Annotated in this window: 15 protein-coding genes; 12 read left to right on the top strand and 3 right to left on the bottom strand. The window is 61.9% G+C overall.

The annotated features are described in order from the left end of the window. The first annotated feature begins 42 nt into the window (after positions 1–42). The 4 genes from phnC to DBR16_RS10265 all read left to right on the top strand — a co-directional run bounded on the left by phnC (position 43) and on the right by DBR16_RS10265 (position 5,397). Positions 43–843 carry a phosphonate ABC transporter ATP-binding protein gene (phnC, locus tag DBR16_RS10280; protein WP_109261163.1) on the top strand — a complete coding sequence of 267 codons (801 nt, stop codon included), beginning with the start codon at positions 43–45 and terminating at the stop codon, positions 841–843. Then, the gene (phnE, locus tag DBR16_RS10275) at positions 840–2,909 is read left to right on the top strand and encodes a phosphonate ABC transporter, permease protein PhnE (RefSeq protein WP_109261162.1); all 2,070 of its coding nucleotides are present in this window, start codon (positions 840–842) and stop codon (positions 2,907–2,909) included. Before phnC ends, phnE begins: the two co-directional genes overlap by 4 nt. 188 nt (positions 2,910–3,097) lie before the next feature. Continuing rightward, the gene (locus DBR16_RS10270; RefSeq protein WP_109261161.1) at positions 3,098–4,219 is read left to right on the top strand and encodes an OprO/OprP family phosphate-selective porin; all 1,122 of its coding nucleotides are present in this window, start codon (positions 3,098–3,100) and stop codon (positions 4,217–4,219) included. A gap of 80 nt (positions 4,220–4,299) precedes the next feature. Continuing rightward, positions 4,300–5,397 (top strand): substrate-binding domain-containing protein, encoded by a 1,098-nt coding sequence (locus tag DBR16_RS10265; RefSeq protein WP_109261160.1) that lies wholly within the window; start codon positions 4,300–4,302, stop codon positions 5,395–5,397. A gap of 237 nt (positions 5,398–5,634) precedes the next feature. Here DBR16_RS10265 and DBR16_RS10260 read toward each other — a convergent pair whose 3' ends face one another. Beyond that, the gene (locus DBR16_RS10260; RefSeq protein WP_407657724.1) at positions 5,635–6,714 is read right to left on the bottom strand and encodes a glycosyltransferase family 4 protein; all 1,080 of its coding nucleotides are present in this window, start codon (positions 6,712–6,714) and stop codon (positions 5,635–5,637) included. A gap of 193 nt (positions 6,715–6,907) precedes the next feature. On the opposite strand from DBR16_RS10260, the gene putA reads away from it, so the two are divergent. After that, entirely contained in the window at positions 6,908–10,027 is a 3,120-nt protein-coding gene (gene putA, locus DBR16_RS10255) for a bifunctional proline dehydrogenase/L-glutamate gamma-semialdehyde dehydrogenase PutA (protein WP_109261836.1), read from the top strand. A 304-nt stretch (positions 10,028–10,331) separates the two neighbouring features. After that, the gene (locus DBR16_RS10250) at positions 10,332–12,185 is read left to right on the top strand and encodes a ribonucleoside-diphosphate reductase subunit alpha (RefSeq protein WP_109261835.1); all 1,854 of its coding nucleotides are present in this window, start codon (positions 10,332–10,334) and stop codon (positions 12,183–12,185) included. On the opposite strand, the gene DBR16_RS10245 is transcribed toward DBR16_RS10250, so the two are convergent. After that, positions 12,179–13,081, bottom strand: a complete 903-nt coding sequence (locus DBR16_RS10245; RefSeq protein WP_161539473.1) for a TolB family protein — start codon at positions 13,079–13,081, stop codon at positions 12,179–12,181. The genes DBR16_RS10250 and DBR16_RS10245 overlap by 7 nt on opposite strands. A 218-nt stretch (positions 13,082–13,299) precedes the next feature. On the opposite strand from DBR16_RS10245, the gene DBR16_RS10240 reads away from it, so the two are divergent. The 6 genes from DBR16_RS10240 to DBR16_RS10215 all read left to right on the top strand — a co-directional run bounded on the left by DBR16_RS10240 (position 13,300) and on the right by DBR16_RS10215 (position 19,735). Continuing rightward, entirely contained in the window at positions 13,300–14,121 is an 822-nt protein-coding gene (locus tag DBR16_RS10240) for a lipid A-modifier LpxR family protein (RefSeq protein WP_109261158.1), read from the top strand. A 136-nt stretch (positions 14,122–14,257) separates the two neighbouring features. Beyond that, on the top strand, positions 14,258–15,295 hold the full coding sequence (locus DBR16_RS10235) for a ribonucleotide-diphosphate reductase subunit beta (protein ID WP_109261157.1): 1,038 nt from the start codon (positions 14,258–14,260) through the stop codon (positions 15,293–15,295). 43 nt (positions 15,296–15,338) lie between these two features. Beyond that, on the top strand, positions 15,339–16,802 hold the full coding sequence (locus DBR16_RS10230) for an AMP nucleosidase (RefSeq protein ID WP_109261156.1): 1,464 nt from the start codon (positions 15,339–15,341) through the stop codon (positions 16,800–16,802). A gap of 97 nt (positions 16,803–16,899) precedes the next feature. Next, positions 16,900–17,664 carry a tyrosine-protein phosphatase gene (locus DBR16_RS10225; protein WP_109261155.1) on the top strand — a complete coding sequence of 255 codons (765 nt, stop codon included), beginning with the start codon at positions 16,900–16,902 and terminating at the stop codon, positions 17,662–17,664. Next, entirely contained in the window at positions 17,661–18,929 is a 1,269-nt protein-coding gene (gene pabB / locus DBR16_RS10220) for an aminodeoxychorismate synthase component I (RefSeq protein WP_233347746.1), read from the top strand. The genes DBR16_RS10225 and pabB overlap by 4 nt, the downstream gene beginning before the upstream one ends. Positions 18,930–18,931: 2 nt before the next feature. Next, the gene (locus DBR16_RS10215) at positions 18,932–19,735 is read left to right on the top strand and encodes an aminotransferase class IV (RefSeq protein WP_109261154.1); all 804 of its coding nucleotides are present in this window, start codon (positions 18,932–18,934) and stop codon (positions 19,733–19,735) included. Here DBR16_RS10215 and DBR16_RS10210 read toward each other — a convergent pair whose 3' ends face one another. Then, the gene (locus DBR16_RS10210) at positions 19,736–20,260 is read right to left on the bottom strand and encodes a TadE/TadG family type IV pilus assembly protein (RefSeq protein WP_161539472.1); all 525 of its coding nucleotides are present in this window, start codon (positions 20,258–20,260) and stop codon (positions 19,736–19,738) included.

The following is a 20,260-nucleotide window of genomic DNA, read 5'->3' as shown; positions in this document are numbered from 1 at the left end:
ACCGGCAAGGGAAAATGGATCGCAAACAGGGGCTTTGCCTTCATGTCTGACTCGGCACCGGCACTTCTGGCCGAAAATATCAGTGTGACCTTCGGGACGACTCAGGCGCTGAAAGGTGTCTCGCTGACCGTTGAAAAAGGCGAAATGGTCGCCCTGATCGGGCCGTCCGGCTCGGGCAAATCGACGCTACTGCGCGTCGGGGCCGGCCTGCAGATCGCGGATTCCTCGTCCGGGGTCACGCGCCTGTTCGGTGACCGGGTGCAGGAGGCGGGCAAGCTGTCACGCGGCGTCCGCCGGGCCCGCGCCCAGGTCGGTTTCATTTTCCAGCAATTCAATCTGGTCAAGCGCATCAGCCTCTATTCCAATGTGCTGCTGGGTGCGCTGGGCCGCATGCCGCAATGGAAAGGTGTGCTGGGACGCTTTTCTCCGGCCGACCGCAAGAAGGCGATGGATTCGCTCGAACGCGTCGGCATTGTCGAATATGCCGGTAATCGCGCCGCCAATCTGTCCGGTGGCCAGCAGCAGCGCGGCGCCATTGCGCGCGCCATGGTCCAGGGCGCGAAGGCGATTTTCGCCGATGAACCCATTGCCTCGCTTGACCCGGTCTCGGCCCGCAATGTCATGCGGCTCCTGTCCGAATTGAACGCGGAAGACGGCATCACCGTGGTGGTGACGCTCCACCAGGTTGATTATGCACTGAAATATTGCCGCCGCGCTGTGGCACTGAAAGCCGGCGAAATCATTTATGACGGTCCGACAAACGGGCTGACCCGTGAACGGCTGATCGAGATCTATGGCGATGAATATATCGGCGTCATGGATGAAGAAGGAGAGCTGGCATGATGATCCGGTGTCTGGCCCGCCTTCTCGCCGGCCTGGCCGTTCTTGGCCTGGCTGCGGCCGCTTCTGCACAGGACGAGGGAAACCGGATTGTGTTCGGCGTTGTGGCGACCGAGCAGTCGGAAAACGTGCTGGCCCTGTGGGAACCGTTTGTCGAGGATATGACCCGGGATACGGGCTATGATATCGAATTGCGCTCGGCCGGGGATTATACCGGCGTGGTCGAGGCGATGCGCGCCAATCAGGTGCATATTGCCTGGCTGACCAACCGGTCCGGCCTTGAAGCGGCCCGCCGGGCCAATGCCGAAGTCTTTGCCAAATTCATCTATCCGGACGGACAGCTCGGCTATCGTTCCATCATCATCGTGCCCGCCAACAGCCCCCTGCAGACTCTGGATGATCTGCTGGTGTGCGATGGCAGCATCGATTTCGGCTTCGGCGATCCCTTGTCGACATCCGGCACGCTGGTTCCCAACGCCTATGTCTTTTCGCCGCGTGGAATCGATCCGCAGGACTGCTTCAACCAGGTCACCCGCGCCAGCCATGAATCCAACCTGCTGACGGTGGCGAATGAACAGCTGGATGCGGCCACCAATAATACGACGAATATCGAGCGCCTGTCGCGGACCCGTCCGGAAGTGCTGGAAAACATCCGGATCATCTGGCGCTCGCCCCTGATCCAGACCGATCCGATCATGTGGCGCACCGACCTTCCCGCCGAAGCGCGCGCCCGCATCCAGGAATTCTTCCTGACCTATGGCTGGCGCGGGGATGCCGAGCAGCGGGCCCGCGAACAGGCGGTGCTGCGCGAGCTGGAAATGGGCGGCTTCCTGCCAGCCACAAATGACCATTTCCTGCCGATCCAGCGGCTCGAACTGATCGACCGGCGTGCCAGCACGCTGGCGTCGATCGCGAGACTTCAGGCCGATACGGATATGAATGACGTGCTCCGCGAGGAAGAGCTGACGGCGCTTGGCGACCGGCTGGCGGAGATCGAGACCGAGCTGGCAGAGGTCGCGCTCCAGGAGCGGGCCATTGCGACGCAGGAAGTCTCGCTGGCGATTGAATCCGCCCGCGCCAGCATGCTGGCCAATCCGGGCCAGAACCAGGATGCGGTCAGCGATCTGGTCAGCACATTCCTGCAGGACCAGGGCGTGCCGCCGCCGCAATCGGTCCAGCTCATGGGCAACCGGGACGCAGAAGCCGACCCCACCCTGCGCCGCGCCTTTATCGGCCTGCTGGTGGGCCTCCTTGTTTTCGGCCTTGTGCTGTTTGTCAGCCGCCCGCCCCGGCACGCGCCGGCGCGGCTGTTCACCGACCGGCTGATTGATGCGGTGATCTGGGGCGGCTTCTTCGGCTTGCTGATCTGGAGCTTCTGGCCGGCGGAAGTGTTCAAATTCCCGCTGCTCGGTGCCAATGCGGACCGCATGGGCGAATATCTGGCGGGTTTTGCGCGGCCGGACTTCACCGAATGGCAGACCTATATGGAGCAGATCCTGGTCACCATCCAGATCGCGCTGTGGGGCACCTTCTTCGCCGTCGTTCTGGCCATTCCGCTCGGCCTTCTGGGGGCGTCGAATATCGCACCCTTCTGGATCCGGCGTCCGGTGCGGATCGTCATGGACGGGCTGCGGGCGATCAATGAACTGGTGGTCGCGGCGGTGTTTGTTGCCGCTGTGGGACTCGGCCCGTTTGCCGGTGTTCTGGCCCTTGCCTTCCACACGGCCGGCGTCCTGGGCAAGCTGTTCTCCGAGGCCGTGGAATCCATTGATGAAGGCCCGGTCGAGGGGGTTCGCGCCACCGGTGCCGGTCCGATGAACGAGGTCACCTGGGCGGTGGTGCCGCAAGTCATCCCGCTGTGGGCGTCCTATGCGCTCTACCGGTTCGAATCGAATACGCGCTCGGCGACGATTCTCGGCCTGATCGGGGCTGGCGGTATCGGACAGGTTCTGATCGAGAACATCCGGTCCTTCGAATACGGCAAGACGGCGGTCATCATCGGCATCATCATCATTGCCGTGACGCTGGTCGACATGCTGTCACAGGTTCTGCGCAAGCGCCTGATGTAGGGTTTCGTGATTTTGGATGCCCGGAGAGCGGGCCGGCAAGAGGCCGGTCCGGCCTCTGGCGTTGTCACAAAAGCTTCGCGCATCCGTCAAAAATATGCAGTCAAACCTTCATAGAGCGGCGGCGAATTTGTCGTCGTTCTGATACCGAAGTGTCATGGAAGGGCGACGCAGCCTTGAAGGATTGCTCCATGTTCCGTCTTGTTTCGCTTCTCGCGCTTCTCGCGCTTCTGGCATCGGCCGGCCCTGCCGTGGCGCAGGAAGCTTTCACCATTGAAGCGCGCGGCCGCATTTTTGTGGATGTCGCGAGCTTCGAGGAAGATTTCGCGGCCCGCCAGAACAGCGCGGAGGATTCCACACTTCGCGCGGCCCGCATGGGATTGCAGGGCGGATGGGATGATTTCAGCTTTGTCGCGGAACTGGACTTCGGCGGCGACAAGGTGTCGTTCAAGGATGTCCGCCTGCGCTGGAGCGGTGAGAATTTCCGCATCACTTTCGGCAACCAGAAAACCCCGAACTCGATCGAGTATATCACCTCCTCGACCGTCAATACCTTCATGGAACGCGCGCAGCCGGCGCAGGCGTTCCGCTATGACCGGCGCATCGGAATTCTGGTCGATCATTCGGGCGAAAACTACTCCGTCGCCGCCGGCGTGTTCGGCGGATCAATCGGTGACAGCACGGCCGATTTCGATATTTCGGACTCCACGGTCATTGCCGGGCGTGCCACATTCGCGCCGATCAATGAAACCGGCCGCGTCCTGCACCTGGGCGTGCATGCACGCCAGTATCATCGCGATGCCGGCGAGCCGCAGAGCATCCGGTTCCGTGCCCGTCCCGGGGCAAGCCTCGCGGATCGCTATGTCGACCAGCGCACGACGGCGGAGAACTCGACCCTGATCGGCGTTGAAGCGCTTTACATCAACGGCCCGTTTCACGTGCTGGCCGAGCTCGCCACCGAAGATGCCGAGGGCGCGGCCGATGCCACGGCCTGGGGGGTGTCAGGGGGCTGGATGCTGACCGGTGAGAGCCGCGTCTACCGCGCCTCCGATGGTGTCATGCGCGGCGTGACCCCGGCGCAATCGCTGAGCAATGGCGGTTGGGGGGCGTGGGAAATCGTGGGGCGAATCGACCAGCTCGATACCGACAGCGCCGGTCGCCAGACCGCCTATACAGCCGGCCTGAACTGGCAGGTGGAACGCAATGTCCGCGTCATGGCCAATGTCATCCTGGCGGATGTTGAAGGCCCGGCCCGCTTCGGTGAAGGCGACTTCCAGGGCTTCCAGATGCGCTTCCAGCTGACCTGGCCATAAAAAATTCACACACCGCCACACGGCAGACAGTCTAAACATCGCAAAAATCCGGTCCCAAACAGAAAACGGGAATTCACACCATGAAAAAACTCCTTCTTACCAGCGTCATCGGCTCGGGCCTTCTGGCCCTGGCGGCCTGCTCGGATGCCGGCACCGGCTCATCCGGCACGGCATCCGCCCCGGCTTCCAGCGGCGGGGCCGGATCCGGCTCGCGCAATGTGGTGCGCATTGTCGGGTCCTCGACCGTGTTTCCGTTCACCACGGCGGTTGCGGAAAGCTTCGGCGCGCGCACCGATTTTCCGACTCCGGTTGTCGAATCGACGGGCACGGGCGGTGGTATGCAGCTTTTCTGCTCGGGCGTCGGTGTTGACCGCCCGGACCTGACCGGCGCGTCGCGGCGGATGACGCCCAGCGAATATGCGTTGTGCCAGACCAATGGGGTCCGCGATATCGTCGAATTGCCGATCGGTTTTGACGGCATTGTCATCGCCAATGTGTCGACCGGCCCGCAGCTCGATATTTCCCGGAGCCAGATATGGCGCGCCCTGGCTGCGCAAGTGCCGGCGGATGACTGCACCATGATCGACAACCCCTATGTCAGCTGGTCGGACATTGATGCGTCGCTGCCGGATCTGCGGATTGAAGTCTTCGGACCGCCGCCGACTTCCGGCACGCGCGATGCGTTCGTGGAACTGGGCATGGAAGCCGGGGCCGAGGACGTGACCGCCGAGACCGGTTGCGAGATTTCCGATGAGGCGGCAGCGCGGATCCGCGAAGACGGTGCCTGGATTGACAGCGGCGAGAATGACAATGCCATCGTCCAGACGCTGGTGAACACACCGACCGCCTATGGCGTGTTCGGCTATTCCTTCCTGGCGCAGAATGGCGACCGCATCCAGGCGGCGCGCGTTGATGGCGTGGCACCGGAATTCGATGCCATCGCAAGCGGCGAATACCCGATTTCGCGCTCCATGTTTGTCTATGCCAAGGTCCAGCATGTCGGCGTGGTGCCGGGCATCCAGGAGTATCTGCAGGAATTTGCCTCGGACGAAGCCTGGGGAGAATTCGGCTATCTGACCAATCGCGGCCTGATCCCGCTGCCGGAAGCCCGGCGCATGGAATTGGTCGAGCGCGTCAATGCGCTGGAGACGATGACGGAAGCGCCGGAAGGGCATTAGGACGCTTTCAGGGACTTGTGCTGATCTTCCTCCTTCCCCTCCCCTTGATGGGGAGGGAAGACGGCGCAGCCGTCAGGGTGGGGTGATGATGGCAAATGCCATGCCGGTAATTACCCCCCCACCCCTGCCCCTCCCCACCAGGGGGAGGGGAAAGCGCTCTTATCTTACAAAATCCATTGTGACCCTCCGGCTTGACCGGAGGGTCTCCGGAAGCGGAGGGTTTCTCCGGTCCGGCCCCTAGAAAAGCGGTTTCTGTTCCCGGCGGCCGAGACGGCGCAGGCGGCGCCAGAAGCGCCGGCCCTCCGGCTTGGGCTGGGGTTTGAGGTTTTTCACGAATTCTTCGGCACAGGCTTTCCAGGAGAAGGTTTCCGCATATTCGCGGCAGCGTTCGCGCTTCATCTTCAGCGCTTCCAGACAGGCTTCCTGCAAATCTTCCGAGACGGCGCCCGCCCCTGTTCCGGGGATGAGGTCTTTCGGGCCCGGGGCCGGGAAAGCGGCGACCGGCGTGCCGCAGGCCATGGATTCCAGGATCACCAGGCCGAATGTGTCGGTCAGGCTGGGGAAGACGAAGACGTCAGCGTCGGCAAAATAGCGGGCGAGCTCGTCGCCATATCTGGGTCCGAGGAACTGGATGTCCGGGTATTCCTTGCGCAACTGGTCGAGCTGCGGGCCGGGGCCGATGACGACCTTGGTGCCGGGCAGTTCGCAATCGAGGAAGGCCTCGATATTCTTCTCGACCGAAACGCGGCCGACATAGACCCAGATGGGCCCTTCCAGCTCCTGATAGACGCCGCCATCAATCCCGCGTTTATCAGGATTGAAGAGCACGGTATCCACGCCGCGCGCCCAGGGCGTGATGTTCTTGAAACCGCGCGCCGCCAGATCATCGCGCATGGAGGGCGTGGCGACCATCAGCCGGCCCCCGGCATTATGGAACCAGCGCATGAAAGCATAGCCCGCCGACAGCGGAATGAAGGGAAAGCGGGCATGCACATATTCGGGGAATTTGGTGTGGTAGCTCGTGGTGAAGGGCAGCTTCCATTTCAGGCAGACCGCGCGCGCGGCCATGCCCAGCGTGCCTTCGGTGGAGATGTGAATGGCTTCCGGCTCGAACGCCTTGAAGCGCTCCTCGATATCCTTGCGGGCGCCGAGCGCCAGCTGGATTTCCGGATAGGTCGGCAGGGGCCAGGTCTTGTAGCCGAGGCCGGGATGGATGACTTCCACCTCATGGCCCATGGCCCGGCACTCCTCTGTGGTGCGGGTGAGGGTGCGGACAACGCCATTGACCTGCGGCTCCCATGCGTCGGTGACCAGCATGATGCGCTTGGGCTTGTCCTCGAAGCCGGCCTCGATCTCCTCGTCCGGCTCAATTTCGTTCAGATCTTCGCTCATACCGATCTCCATAAACCATAATACGCACATGGCGAAGAGGCGTTTCAGCCTCTTGCCAGCAGGCCGCTTGCATGGTGAATGGATCGGGATTGTGGTCTGGCCGCTGCGGAGATTTGCCATGCCTGATACCGCCCCCATCCGTCTCGACTGGGACCGGATCGACGCGCTCAAATTTGCTGACGAATCAGAAGCGGCGCGCGCGCTGGCCGGCAAGATCGGCTTTGACGAGGCTGATCGTGCGGAAGCCCGCAAACAGGCCGTTGATCTGGTGGAGCGCGCCCGCGCCTCGACCAAGGTTGCCGGGCTGATGGAATCCTTCCTCCAGGAATTCGGCCTGTCCAACAAGGAAGGCCTGGCGCTGATGTGCCTGGCCGAAGCGCTTTTGCGGGTGCCGGATGCCGAGACGGTGGACAAGCTGATCGCCGAGCGGATCAGTTCCGGCGAGTGGGGCGGGCATGTCGGCAAGTCGGAACACTGGCTGGTCAATGCCTCGACCCTGGGGCTGATGCTGACCGGCTCGGTGGTCGGGGTGGACCGCGAGGCCAAGAAGAATCCCGGCGTCTATATGAAGCGCCTGACCCAGCGCCTGGGCGAACCGGTGATCCGCGCGGCGACGATGCAGGCGATGAAAATCCTGGGCGAGCAATTCGTGCTGGGCCGCACGATTAATGCCGCGATCAAGCGCGGCCACCGGACGGAAGGCCGCCTGCACTCCTTCGACATGCTGGGCGAGGGCGCCCGCACGCATGACGATGCGGCGCGCTATCATTCCCGCTATCTGGAAGCCATTGCGGCGGTCGGCAAGAATCGCGGCGAGGGTCCGATCGAGCTGGTGGACGGTGTCTCCGTCAAGCTCTCGGCGTTGCATCCGCGCTATCATGCGGTGAAGGAAAAATCGGTCTTCGAAGAGCTCTATCCGCTGGTTCTGGAGCAGGCCGAAGCGGCGAAATCCGTCAATATCGGGCTCTGCCTTGATGCCGAGGAAACCGACCGGCTGATCATCTCGCTGAAGATTTTGGAACGCCTGGCGCGCGAACCCTCGCTGGCCGGATGGGACGGGCTGGGCCTCGCCATCCAGGCCTATCAGAAGCGCTGCGAAGCGGTCATCGAGACGGTGATCGCGCTGGGCCGCGAAACCGGGCGGCGTTTCCTCGTGCGTCTGGTGAAGGGCGCCTATTGGGATACCGAGATCAAGTTTGCGCAGCAGATGGGCTGGCCGGATTTCCCGGTCTGGTCGACCAAGCCGGCCACCGACCTCAATTATCTGGCCTGCGCGAAACTGATGCTGACCGCGCCGGACGCGATCTATGCCCAGTTTGCCACGCATAATGCCTTTACCCTGTGCGCGGTGCGCCTGCTGGCGCAGAAAGCCGGCGTCGAACGTTATGAATTCCAGCGCCTGCACGGCATGGGCGAGCCGCTCTACAAGGCGGCCGAGGATGCGTATGGCGGCAATCCGGTGCGCATCTATGCGCCGGTGGGCAGTCATGAAGACCTGCTGCCCTATCTGGTGCGGCGGCTGCTCGAGAACGGGGCCAATACCTCCTTCGTGCACTCCTTCCTCGACAAGGATGTGCCGGCCGAGGACGTGGCCAGCGGTCCGTTTGACGGGGCCGACATTATCGACCGGCATCCCTTCATTCCCACGCCGCCCCGGCTTTATGGCGAACACCGCGCCAATTCCGCCGGTGTGGATCTGAGCCAGGCGGCTGTCCGCAAACGGCTGGCGAAAGTCCAGGCAGAGCTGGACGAAAAATTGCCGCTGCCCGCCGGGCCCATCGTCAATGGCAAGATGTACAAGACCGACCCGTTCAAACATGCCAGCCCGATCAACCAGCACGAGCTGGTTTCGATCATCAGCAATGCCGATGACGAGCTGATCGAGACGGCTTTCGAGTCGGCGCAGGAGGCCCAACCCGGCTGGGACAAGCTCGGCGGTCCCCGGCGCGCTGAAATCCTGCGCGCCATGGGCGATGCGCTGGAGGCGGATACCGACCGTCTGATCGCGATCATGACCCGCGAGGGCGGCAAGACGCTGGCCGATGGTGTGGCCGAAGTGCGCGAAGCGGTGGATTTCTGCCGCTATTACGCGAACGAGGCCGAGACGCGCTTTGCCGGCCCGGTCCGCCTGCCGGGACCGGCGGGCGAGACCAATCATCTCGAATTGCGCGGCCGCGGTGTTTTTGTCTGTATCAGCCCGTGGAATTTCCCGCTGGCGATTTTTACCGGACAGCTGGCCGCAGCGCTGGCGGCCGGGAATGCCGTGGTCGCCAAGCCGGCGGAACAGACGCCGCTGATTGCGTGTGAAGCGGTCAAGCTGTTCCAGAAGGCCGGCCTGCCGAAAGATGTGCTGCATCTGATTACCGGCGATGGCCGCGCCGGCGCCGCGCTGGTCAATGATCCGCGCACGGGCGGAGTGTGTTTTACCGGTTCGACGGAAGTCGCCCGCATCATCAACAAGTCGCTGTCGGAAAAGGACGGGCCGATCGTGCCCTTCATCGCCGAGACCGGCGGGCTGAACGGCATGTTTGTCGATACCTCGGCCCTGAAGGAACAGGTCATCGACGATGTCATCGTGTCGGCCTTCGGCTCTGCGGGCCAGCGCTGTTCGGCCCTGCGCATTCTTTTCCTGCCGGAAGACACGGCGGATTCCTTCATCGAAGGGCTGATGGGAGCCATGGATGTGCTGGCGCTGGGCGATCCGGCGGATGCCTTCACCGATGTCGGACCGGTGATCGACGAGGAGGCCAAGGGCGTGCTCGACCAGCACATGACCCGCATGCGGGTGAATGCGAAAGTGCTGAAGCAGGCCAATCCCGGCCCGCTGGCGGCGGACGGGCATTTCTTCGCGCCGGCCATGATCGAGCTGCCATCGCTGGACCTGATGGAGAGGGAAATCTTCGGACCGATTCTCCATATCGTCCGCTACAAGCGCAAGGATGTCGGCCGGCTGGCGGCCGAGCTGGCGGCAAAAGGCTACGGGCTGACGCTGGGCATTCATTCGCGCCTGTCGCGCTTCCACGAGGAGATCATGGCGGCGGTGCCGGCGGGCAATGTCTATGTGAACCGGAATATCACCGGTGCGATTGTGGGCGTGCAGCCGTTTGGCGGAGAGGGGCTGTCCGGCACCGGGCCGAAGGCGGGCGGGCCGAATTATGTGCCGCGTTTTGCCACAGAGCGGACGGTCACCGTTAACATTTCGGCACAGGGCGGCGATCCGGAATTGCTAAGTCTTTGACGTTTCAGGGGGTCAAAAAACCCTACTGTAAAAAGCATTACCGGAGTTTGTCAGTGAGCACAGGGCATTAGCGGTTCGTTAACCAAAAAATCCGTTTTCGGACCATTATCCGTGTTGACCATGGCGGCTGTCTTGAGCACTATATGTTGGGTCGGCTGAGACAGCGGACACACCATCATGGGATTTTCAGAGCAGCGGCGCGAACGCGCGCGTTCCGCGCGACCGGCAAGCTGCGCTCTGATTTCCGGGGGGAGACGAGTTAAAAATGACGCCTTATGACGCTGCAGCATTGGCCAAGAATCCGATGGAAACCAACCCGGAAGAGACATTGCGCCCGGGCAAGCCCCGCGCCCAGAAACCGGATCTGAAACTGGTCAAGCAGGTCGAGATCGACCCGTCGCGCGACGCCTTGCTGACCGATTTCGGCAAGAAGACGCTGGTGGACCGTTATCTCCTGCCAGGGGAATCCTATCAGGACATGTTCGCGCGTGTGGCGAAAGCCTATGCCGACGACACCGACCATGCCCAGCGTCTTTATGACTACATCTCGAATCTGTGGTTCATGCCGGCGACGCCGGTCCTGTCGAATGGCGGCGCCACCCGGGGCCTGCCGATCTCCTGCTTCCTGAACACGGTTGGCGATTCCCTGAATGACATCGTCAACACCTGGAACGAGAATGTCTGGCTGGCATCGAATGGCGGCGGTATCGGCACCTATTGGGGCGAAGTCCGCTCGATCGGCGAGAAAATCGGCCAGAATGGACAGACCTCCGGCATCATTCCCTTTATCCGGGTGATGGATTCGCTGACCCTGGCCATTTCCCAGGGCTCGCTGCGCCGCGGTTCGGCCGCCGTCTATCTTGATGTTCACCACCCGGAAATCGAGGAATTCCTCGAAATCCGCAAACCGTCCGGTGATTTCAACCGCAAGAGCCTGAACCTGCACCACGGCCTCAATGTCACCGATGCCTTCATGGATGCCGTCCGCAGGGATGACGAGTACGAGCTCAAATCCCCGCGCACGGGTGAGGTGGTCCGTTCGGTATCCGCCCGCAAGATCTGGCAGAAAATCCTTGATCTGCGGCTGCAGACCGGCGAGCCCTATATCATCTTCTCCGATACCGTGAATGAAGCGCTGCCGGCGCATCAGAAAAAGCAGGGGCTGAAAGTCCGCCAGTCCAATCTGTGCGCGGAAATCATGCTGCCGACCGGTGTCGACAAGCATGGCCGCGACCGCACGGCGGTGTGCTGCCTGTCCTCGCTCAATGCCGAGAAATTCCTCGAGTGGAAAGATGATCCGCGCTTCATCGAGGACATATTCCGCTTCCTCGACAATGTTCTGGAAGACTTCATCGAGCGCGCGCCGGACGAGATGGCGCGGGCGGTCTATTCCGCCCAACGCGAGCGCTCTGTGGGTCTGGGCCTGATGGGGTTCCACTCCTTCCTGCAAGCCATGAATGCGCCGTTTGAATCACCGATGGCCAAGTCGTGGAATCTGAAAATGTTCCGGCATATCCGCCAGGAAGCCGACAAGGCGTCGGTGCGGCTGGCGGAGGAGCGCGGGGCCTGTCCGGATGCCGAGGAAGCCGGCGTGAAGGCGCGCTTCTCGCACAAGCTGGCGATTGCACCGACCGCGTCGATTTCGATCATTTGCGGCGGTACGTCCGCGGGCATCGAGCCGATCCCGGCCAATTTCTATGTCCACAAGACGCTGTCGGGATCCTTCTCGGTGAAAAACCCGCAATTGACGAAAGTCCTGCAGGCAAAAGGCATGGATACCGAAGAGGTCTGGATCTCGATCCTGGAGCATGAAGGCTCGGTCCAGCATCTCGATTGCCTGGACCAGAACGAGAAAGACCTGTTCAAGACCGCTTTCGAGATTGACCAGCGCTGGGTGATCGAGCATGCGGCGGACCGGACCCCCTATGTCTGCCAGTCGCAATCCCTCAATATTTTCCTGCCCGGTGATGTCGACAAATGGGACCTGCACATGCTGCACTGGACGGCGTGGGAGAAGGGCGTGAAGTCGCTCTATTACTGCCGGTCGAAATCGATCCAGCGGGCCTCCTATGCCGGATCGGCCGACAAGACGGACGCCGAAACGTCGATGATCGAGGCGGCCAAGACCGATTACGAGGAATGCCTCGCCTGTCAGTAGTGCGCGTAGCTGTCCAGCGGCAACATTTGCGGGCGTAGCGCATCGGGGTCCAGGATCCAGATGCGCGCCCCGCCGTCGTCGGCGACTTCATCATACGCAATCGTGCCATCGGGACCGATGCTGGAAAAGAAGCGGGTATTGCCCTCAAACGACAGGAGCGGGGCGGGCCGATGGCGCGCGACGGCGTGTTCGTCCAGCGGCAAGCTGTAGAGATCGCGCGTGCCGCCTTCGATTTCAGCGGAAAATGTGACCCGCAAGGAATCCGGCGTGATGCCGAGATAGCCTTCATCCCAAGGCGTTTCGGAAATCTGCCGGATCGCACCGGTCGCCAGATCCAGTGCGTAGATGTCGGCGGCGTCTGCATCGGGCGCGGTGTTGAGAAACACCAGGGATTGCCCGTCCGGAGTCGCTTGCGGGATGGAATTGCGCCCTTCCGGCAGCCGGTTGGAAACAAGGTGCCCCACGCCATTGATATCTGCGCGCCAGAGACGATCGCCGTCGACATGGCGCTCAAAGAAAAAGAAAGCCTGCCCGTCTGCCGACAGGCTTGCCGGGCCGGTGACGCGCAACCCGAAGGGTACGGAATGGGTTGTGCCGGTCGCGATGTCCGCCATCCGGAACGCCAGCCGCCGCATGCTGATTCCGGCCGGAAACGCCAGTTGCGTGCCATCCGTTGACCAGAAAGGCTCGATTTCCCAGAGCTCCGGTGTGTCTGTCAGCTGGCGAATCTCGCCTGTCTGGCGGTCAAACACATAAATATCGGGCAATCCGTTGCGGTAGGAATAATACGCGATGGACCGTCCATCGGGTGAAAGGGCAGGCGCATGATCGCGGATGGCAGCGCCGTCCGTTTGCACGGTTGCGAACAAGGCCAATAACATAAAGCTTGAGATCATATCAGCTTCTCCTGCGGCGCTCATTGCACGCCGGTCAGGGAAATCAAATCACGTGGGCGTGAGTGAAATTGTTGCGCCGCAGCATGTGGGTTTCGAGTCACGCTTTCAAAAAATCCTTTACCACGACCAGAAGGAAAGCCGGTTTTAACGCGTATTTCTGTATATGGTGGCCGAAGCCGTGCTAGTCTGGCATGACGTGAATATACCGGAGACAGTCTGTGACGCGCATTGACGGAATTTCTGCAATAGCCCTGCTGGCGGTTCTCGGAACCACCGCTGCGGCCATGGCGCAGGATGACGGACGCGCTCCGGCGATTTTCGATGTCGATCTCGCCATCCGGACGCCCTTCATGAATGAGGCGGCGGAAAACCCGTTTCCCGATGCCGATAATGCCGCGGTTGTGGCTTCCGGCGTGCTGAGCGAAACCGGTCTCAACATCGGCGCGCTGACTGCCTTTTCCGGCTATTCCGCATCGGTCAGTCAACTGGATGACGCGTCACGGATCGAGGTCCGGGTGTTTGACCCGGCGCTGCCGTCCCGGGCCAATCGACTGTTTGATGCCGAATCGGATGTTGATTCGGCCATTGTGCGGCCGGTCCGGGAAACCCGGTCATCGGTTGCGGTCGATTATGTCACCCGTTTTGATTCGCCGGGCGGTGCGGACGGGCTTGACCTGTCATTCGAGCCGCGCGCGGGTCTGAGTTTCGGACCGGACGGTTCGGGCGCCGGAGCCGGGGCTGAAGTCCGCATTGGCCGCTATCTGCAGGATGCCGGCGTCCGGCCATCCTGGTATTTCTTCGCCGGAGCGGAGCGTCATGCCCTGCTCTATGATCCGCGCGAGGGATTCAACATGCAGGGGGCGATGACGTTCGAACCCTATGCGGTTGTCGGGGATGCGCAGGCCGGCGTGGCCCTGCGGCTCGGCGACAATGATCTCTCCTTCGCCTATGTCCGCCGCGAACGTAATGCCCGGATCGGCATTGACGATTATGATGCAGCCGACGATTTCGCCGCCTTCTCGCTCAGCCGGCGCTGGTAGTTTTCCACAAAACGCCATTTTCCTGTGAAGAGTGTGCCTACCAGCACTGGACGTTCAGGGCGCTTTAACCCCAATATGTAGTGATAGGGCTCCGCCATCCGGGCGAGTCGCTCTAACAGTCATTCCGGGGTTATCCATGTCCGATTCTGCTTATCTTCCAGGCCTCATGACCTCCAGTCATTCCTACAAGCCGTTCCGCTATCCGTGGGCGCACGACTTCTGGAAGAAGCAGCAGCAGGTTCACTGGATGCCGGAAGAGGTGCCGCTGGGCGAGGACTGCAAGGACTGGGCGACCAAGCTCAATGATCAGGAGCGCAATCTCCTGACCCAGATCTTCCGCTTCTTCACGCAGTCGGACGTGGAAGTGAATGACAATTACATGGAACGCTATGCGCGCGTCTTCAAACCGACCGAGGTGAAGATGATGCTGTCGGCGTTCTCGAATATGGAAACCATCCATATCGCCGCCTATGCGCTGCTCCTGGAAACCATCGGCATGCCGGATTCGGAATTCTCCGCCTTCATGGAATACGAGGCGATGAAGGCGAAGCATGACTACATGCAGGAATTCGGCGTCGAGACGAATGAGGACATTCTGCGCACGCTGGCCATGTTCGGGGCGTTCACCGAAGGCCTGCAGCTGTTTGCCTCCTTCGCCATGCTGATGAATTTCCCGCGCTTCAACAAGATGAAGGGGATGGGGCAGATCGTATCCTGGTCGGTGCGCGATGAATCGCTGCACTGCGAGGGCATGATCCGCATGTTCCACGAATTTGCCGACGAGACCGGTGCGCTGACCGATGCGGTCAAGGCCGACATTGTCGCCAATTGCAAACATGTCGTGATGCTGGAAGACAAATTCATCGACCTTGCTTTCGAGATGGGCGATGTCGAGGGCATGACGCCGGACGATATCAAGCGCTATATCCGCTATATCGCCGACTGGCGGCTGCGGCAGCTGAAGCTGGAGCCGATCTACGGGATCGAGAAACACCCGCTGCCCTGGCTGACGGAAATCCTCAACGGGGTGGAGCACGCCAATTTCTTCGAGGCGCGCGCGACGGAATATTCCAAGGGTGCGACCAAGGGCGAATGGCATGGCGAAGAGGGCGTGTGGTCGAATTTCGACAAATGGCAAAAGCACAAAACCGCCAACGATCTGCCGGCGGAATAGGTTTCGTCTTGCCCGCACCTGCCGTTTCCGGCATTAGCTGGCCATGAAAACGTTTGAAATCGCAGAAACGCCGGCGGAGGCTGTTGACCGGCTGGCCAGCCTTCACCGGAAATCCGTCGCCGCGCTTCGTGACGCCTTGCGCGCCTATCTGGACAAGGGCATTGCGCCCGATGCGAAGGCCCGCGAGGCCGGGGCCTTTGCCTATCCCGAATTGCGCGTCCGCTATGAGCCGGAAGGCTCGCCGCCGCCGGTCAGCCGCGCTTTCGGCAAATTTTCCGAACCCGGGCTTTATGCCACCTCTATCACCGAGCCGGAGCTCTTCCGCGATTATCTGATCGAGCAGCTGACCCTGCTGGATGACCAGTATGATATCACCATCGAGACCGGACCGTCATCGGACGAAATCGCTTTCTCGACCGTGCTGGACGGGGCCGAGGATCTTGACCTCGATGCGGCCTCGGTGGCCGATCTGGTACGCAATTTCCCCTATGCGGATCTGGCGAGAATCGACGATGCCCTGCCCAATGGCGAGCGCACGCCGCAACCCGGCGCGCCGAAACCGCTAACCCTGTTTGATGCGCCGCGGGTGGATTATTCGCTGCAGCGGCTGAAGCATTATACCGGCAGCCCGTATGAGGATTTCCAGCAATTCATCCTGTTCACCAATTATCACCGCTATGTGGATGCCTTCGTGGCCTGGGCGATCGGGCAGCTGAAGGCGGATAATGAGTACGAATCCTTTTCCGCAGCCGGGTTCGTCGAGGTTGACGGCTCGAGCCGGAATGCCCGCGCCGATGTCGAGGCTGCGCCCTGGCGGCGCTACCAGATGCCGGCCTATCATCTGAAAGCCCCCGGCGGACGCGGCATCACGCTGGTCAATATCGGTGTCGGCCCCTCGAATGCGAAAACCATCACTGATCACCTCGCCGTGCTGCGTCCGCAATGCTGGCTGATGATCGGCCATTGCGGGGGGCTGCGTCATTCCCAGCGTCTGGGCGATTATGTGCTGGCGCACGCTTACTTGCGTTATGACCGTGTGCTGGACCGCGATCTGCCGCTGGAAATTCCGGTGCCGCCGATTGCCGAGATCCAGATCGCGCTGGCGGATGCGGTGAAGCGCGTCTCCGGCGACAGCCGCGCCGATATCAAGCGGCGCCTGCGCACCGGCACGGTGGCGACCTATGCGGACCGGAACTGGGAGCTGCGCTATCACGCCGAGGCGCGCCGCATCAACCAGTCCCGGGCGATCGCGGTGGATATGGAATCGGCGACGATAGCGGCCAATGGCTTCCGCCTGCGTGTGCCCTATGGCACGCTGCTCTGTGTTTCGGACAAGCCGCTGCATGGCGAGCTGAAACTGCCGGGCGCGGCCAATCTCTTCTATCAGAAATCGGTCTCCGAACATCTGATGGCGGGGATTGAAACCGTCGAGATCTTGCGCAGCAATGAGGCGAACGCCCTGCATTCGCGCAAACTGCGCAGCTTTGACGAACCGCCGTTCAGGTAGGGCAATCCAGATTTCGGAGTGCTGTTTTCGTTACACAACGGGGTGATCGCTTACGGTTCGTCTTGCCCTTTCTTCCCCCTTCCGATAGCAGACTGGCATGAGCCGTGTTCTGCCCTTTGAAGGTATTCGCAATTTCCGCCATTTCGGGGATTATACCGCGCTGGATGGCCGCCGTGTGCGCTCCGGGCTCTACCGGTCAGGGCATTTTCACAATGCCACCGAAGCTGACCGGGCGCGGCTGAAAGAGCTGAAAATCTCGGTGGTTGCCGATCTCAGGCGGCCGCGCGAACGCGACAATGAACCCTCGAGCTGGGGTGAGGGCTTCCGCATCCTGCAATCGGATGTGGCCGGCCATGCCGAGCCGCCGCATATGCGGTTTTTGCGCACGGGCGATATGAGTGCGGACGGGGTCGCCGCCTTCATGCGCGCCACTTATCGCCGGCTTCCGAACGAAAAGGGCAATCAGGAGGTTTTCGCCGCCGGATTGCGCGAACTGGCTATCCATGGCAGCGAAGAAGGCTTCGTTGTCCATTGCGCCGCCGGAAAGGACCGTACCGGGCTTTTCTGTGCGCTGGCCCTGTCGCTGGCAGGGGCGTCAAAGGATGACATCTATGATGATTATCTGATGACCAATACCGCAGTCGATTACGACGCGCTGGTGCCGCTGATCCACAAGCGGATCGAGGACACCTACGAACGCAAGGTGCCCGAGGAGTCGATGCGGGTCTTTCTGGGCGTGGAAGCCGATTATCTCGACGAGGCGTTTGACGAAATCGGTTCTGCGGAAAGCTATGCCGCTGATGTTCTGGGACTGACCGAAGCGGAAATCGAGGCGGTCCGGGCCAATCTGATAGCGGCGTGAGCGACATAGTCCCGGAACAGCTGGACTGGATCGAACCTGAAAAAGCCTTTGCCGTCTTCCGGATGCAGGACAGCGCGCTCTTGCTGCATGGCGGACTGAGATCACAATCCCGGCTCTATGCTCTGGCGACGGACTGGCTGGAATTCCGGCCGGGCGATGATCTGGATGTTTTTCTGACCCAAGCCCGCGCGGCGCTGGCGGCAGGGCATCAGCTGGCCGGTCTGTTTTCCTATGAATTCGGTCATGTTCTGGAAGCCAAACTGCCGCCTCCCCACAAATGGTTTCCGCTGGTGCAACTGGGCGTCTATCCGGCCTGGGCGGTGTTTGATCCGTCCGGCAGGACGCTGACGCTTCATGGCGATGAAGCGGGCCGCGCGCGGCTGAAAACCGGGCTGCATACCGGCAGACCGCCGGCCCAGCCGGCCAGTGCGCAGATCACGGCCAACTGGCCGCGGGAGCGCTATCTCGACGCTTGCCGCACGCTTGTCGATCATATCCGCGCCGGTGACATCTATCAGGCCAATCTCTCGCAGGGCTTTTCGGGCCGGCTCCGGGGCGATCCCTGGACGGTCTTCCTGCGGCTGATCGCGCGCAGCGATGCACCACACGCCGCCTGGTTCCGGTCCGGACAGGATCATGTGGTTATGACCAATTCGCCTGAACGTTTCCTGCGGCTGGAAAACGGGCGGGTGGAGAGCCGTCCGGTCAAGGGGACGCGGCCGCGCCGCACTGATCCGGCAGAAGACCGGGCAGAGGCTGAAGCGCTTTTTGCGAGCGCCAAGGACCGGGCTGAAAACCTGATGATTGTCGATCTGGTGCGGCATGATCTGTCGCGCGTCTGCCAGCCCGGCAGTGTGAAGGTGCCGCGTCTCAATGCTCTGGAAAGCTATGCCAATGTCCACCATCTGGTTTCGACCGTTGAGGGACAATTGCAGGCGGGCCGGGATGCGCTCGATCTGATCCTCGCCGCCTTCCCGCCCGGCTCGATCACCGGGGCGCCGAAAATCCGGGCGATGGAGTTGATCGCGGCGGCGGAGGAGGAGCGGCGCGGACCCTATTGCGGGGCGCTGGGATGGATTGGCGAGGGCGGTCAGGCGATGGACCTGAATGTCATGATCCGGACGCTGGACCTGATCCGCACCGATGCTGACTGGCATGTGACGGCGCGGTCGGGCGGGGCCATCACCATCGATTCCGATCCGCAGGCCGAGTATGAAGAGACGCTGCAAAAACTGAGCGCGCTGGAAGCGGCGCTGAAAGGATAGGCATGTTCCGGCGGGATCAGGATGGCTGGACAGCGGCCGGCACGGCGGCGCGCCTGCTGGAGGATCGCGGTCTCCAGCTCGGCGACGGGGTGTTCGAGACCTTCCGGATCGTGAACGGATCCATCCGGCATTCCCGCCTGCATCACAGACGTCTCGATGCGGCGTGTGCCGCCCTTCAACTCGCACCGCCGGACTGGGACGACATCGAGCGGGCGGTGGCCAGGCTGGCAGCTGGTCCGGACGCGGCAATCGGAAAAGTGCAGGTCACGCGGGGGGCGGGCGGGCGCGGCCTTGCACCTGTGACGGCGCCGCAGGAAGCGCTCTATCTGCAATTCTCGCCCTTTCCGGACGTGCCGCAGGCGCTTCGCCTGTCGACCGCTACCATCCGAAGGTCGGCTACCAGCCTTTCGGCTCGGTTCAAGACACTAAGCTATGTTGACAATCTGGCGGCCCGGCGGGAGGCGGCGAGCCGGGGCGCGGACATGGCGCTATTGCTGACCGAAAGCGGGCTTGTGTCCGGCGGTGACAGTGCCAACCTGTTCTGGCGTACGGGCGGAGAGGTGCAGACGCCGTCCCTGGCGTGCGGTATCCGCAATGGCGTGATGCGTCAGCAGGTTCTGTCCTGGCTGGATGGCCAGGCCCTGCCGGCCGTGGAGGTCGCGGCTGGTCCCGGCGCGCTGGAAAAGGCCGATCTTGTCTGGGTGACCAATACGGTGATTGGCGTAGTGCCGGTCTCGGAGATTGACGGGCGCGCCCTGCCGGTCGCAGATTCGCTGTATGAAAGAATGCGGGCGGCGGCGCTGTGATCAGTCGCGGCTGACGACCAGCGACTGACGCGGGCGCAGGAAGAATTCTTCCTCGATATTGAAATCGCCGGTGACTTCCCGGAAGGGCGCTTGATAGGCATAGGCGACTTCCACCCAGATGATCGAGCGTCCATTGGTCAGAACACCGGCCGGAAGGGTTGGCTGGGAGCCCGGGGCCCGGGCCAGCGTGCCGCGCGCATCGCTCCAGTCGACTTCGACATCGCCGGTCAGATCCATCGAAACACTGGAGATGCGGACGGAGAAATTGGCCACATCGAAGGGCGCGATGATCGCGCCGCTGGCGTTCAGGATATCGACCATCTCGTCATCGGTAATGACATCATCCTGAGCAATGAGATCGGCGATGGCGCTGGCAGCATTGGTGACCTTGCGGTCGACCGACAGGGCCAGCGAGATTTCGACCATGCCCAGATACAATAGCACCATGACCGGGGCGATCAGCGCGAACTCCACGGCGGAGACGCCCTCGCGATTGCCGGCCAGACGGCGGAGGAAATGGCGCAC

This window comes from Hyphobacterium indicum, assembly GCF_003129605.1.
Classification (GTDB): domain Bacteria; phylum Pseudomonadota; class Alphaproteobacteria; order Caulobacterales; family Maricaulaceae; genus Hyphobacterium; species Hyphobacterium indicum.
Note: the sequence above shows the minus strand (reverse complement) of the source record. Positions and strands in the feature narration are given on the sequence as shown.

Coding starts and splice junctions, on each gene's coding strand:
- phnC (WP_109261163.1), top strand. CDS start 43: ATGTCTGACTCGGCACCGGCACTTCTGGCCGAAAATATCAGTGTGACC.
- phnE (WP_109261162.1), top strand. CDS start 840: ATGATGATCCGGTGTCTGGCCCGCCTTCTCGCCGGCCTGGCCGTTCTT.
- DBR16_RS10270 (WP_109261161.1), top strand. CDS start 3,098: ATGTTCCGTCTTGTTTCGCTTCTCGCGCTTCTCGCGCTTCTGGCATCG.
- DBR16_RS10265 (WP_109261160.1), top strand. CDS start 4,300: ATGAAAAAACTCCTTCTTACCAGCGTCATCGGCTCGGGCCTTCTGGCC.
- DBR16_RS10260 (WP_407657724.1), bottom strand. CDS start 6,714: ATGCTGGTCACCGACGCATGGGAGCCGCAGGTCAATGGCGTTGTCCGC.
- putA (WP_109261836.1), top strand. CDS start 6,908: ATGCCTGATACCGCCCCCATCCGTCTCGACTGGGACCGGATCGACGCG.
- DBR16_RS10250 (WP_109261835.1), top strand. CDS start 10,332: ATGGAAACCAACCCGGAAGAGACATTGCGCCCGGGCAAGCCCCGCGCC.
- DBR16_RS10245 (WP_161539473.1), bottom strand. CDS start 13,081: ATGATCTCAAGCTTTATGTTATTGGCCTTGTTCGCAACCGTGCAAACG.
- DBR16_RS10235 (WP_109261157.1), top strand. CDS start 14,258: ATGTCCGATTCTGCTTATCTTCCAGGCCTCATGACCTCCAGTCATTCC.
- DBR16_RS10230 (WP_109261156.1), top strand. CDS start 15,339: ATGAAAACGTTTGAAATCGCAGAAACGCCGGCGGAGGCTGTTGACCGG.
- DBR16_RS10225 (WP_109261155.1), top strand. CDS start 16,900: ATGAGCCGTGTTCTGCCCTTTGAAGGTATTCGCAATTTCCGCCATTTC.
- DBR16_RS10215 (WP_109261154.1), top strand. CDS start 18,932: ATGTTCCGGCGGGATCAGGATGGCTGGACAGCGGCCGGCACGGCGGCG.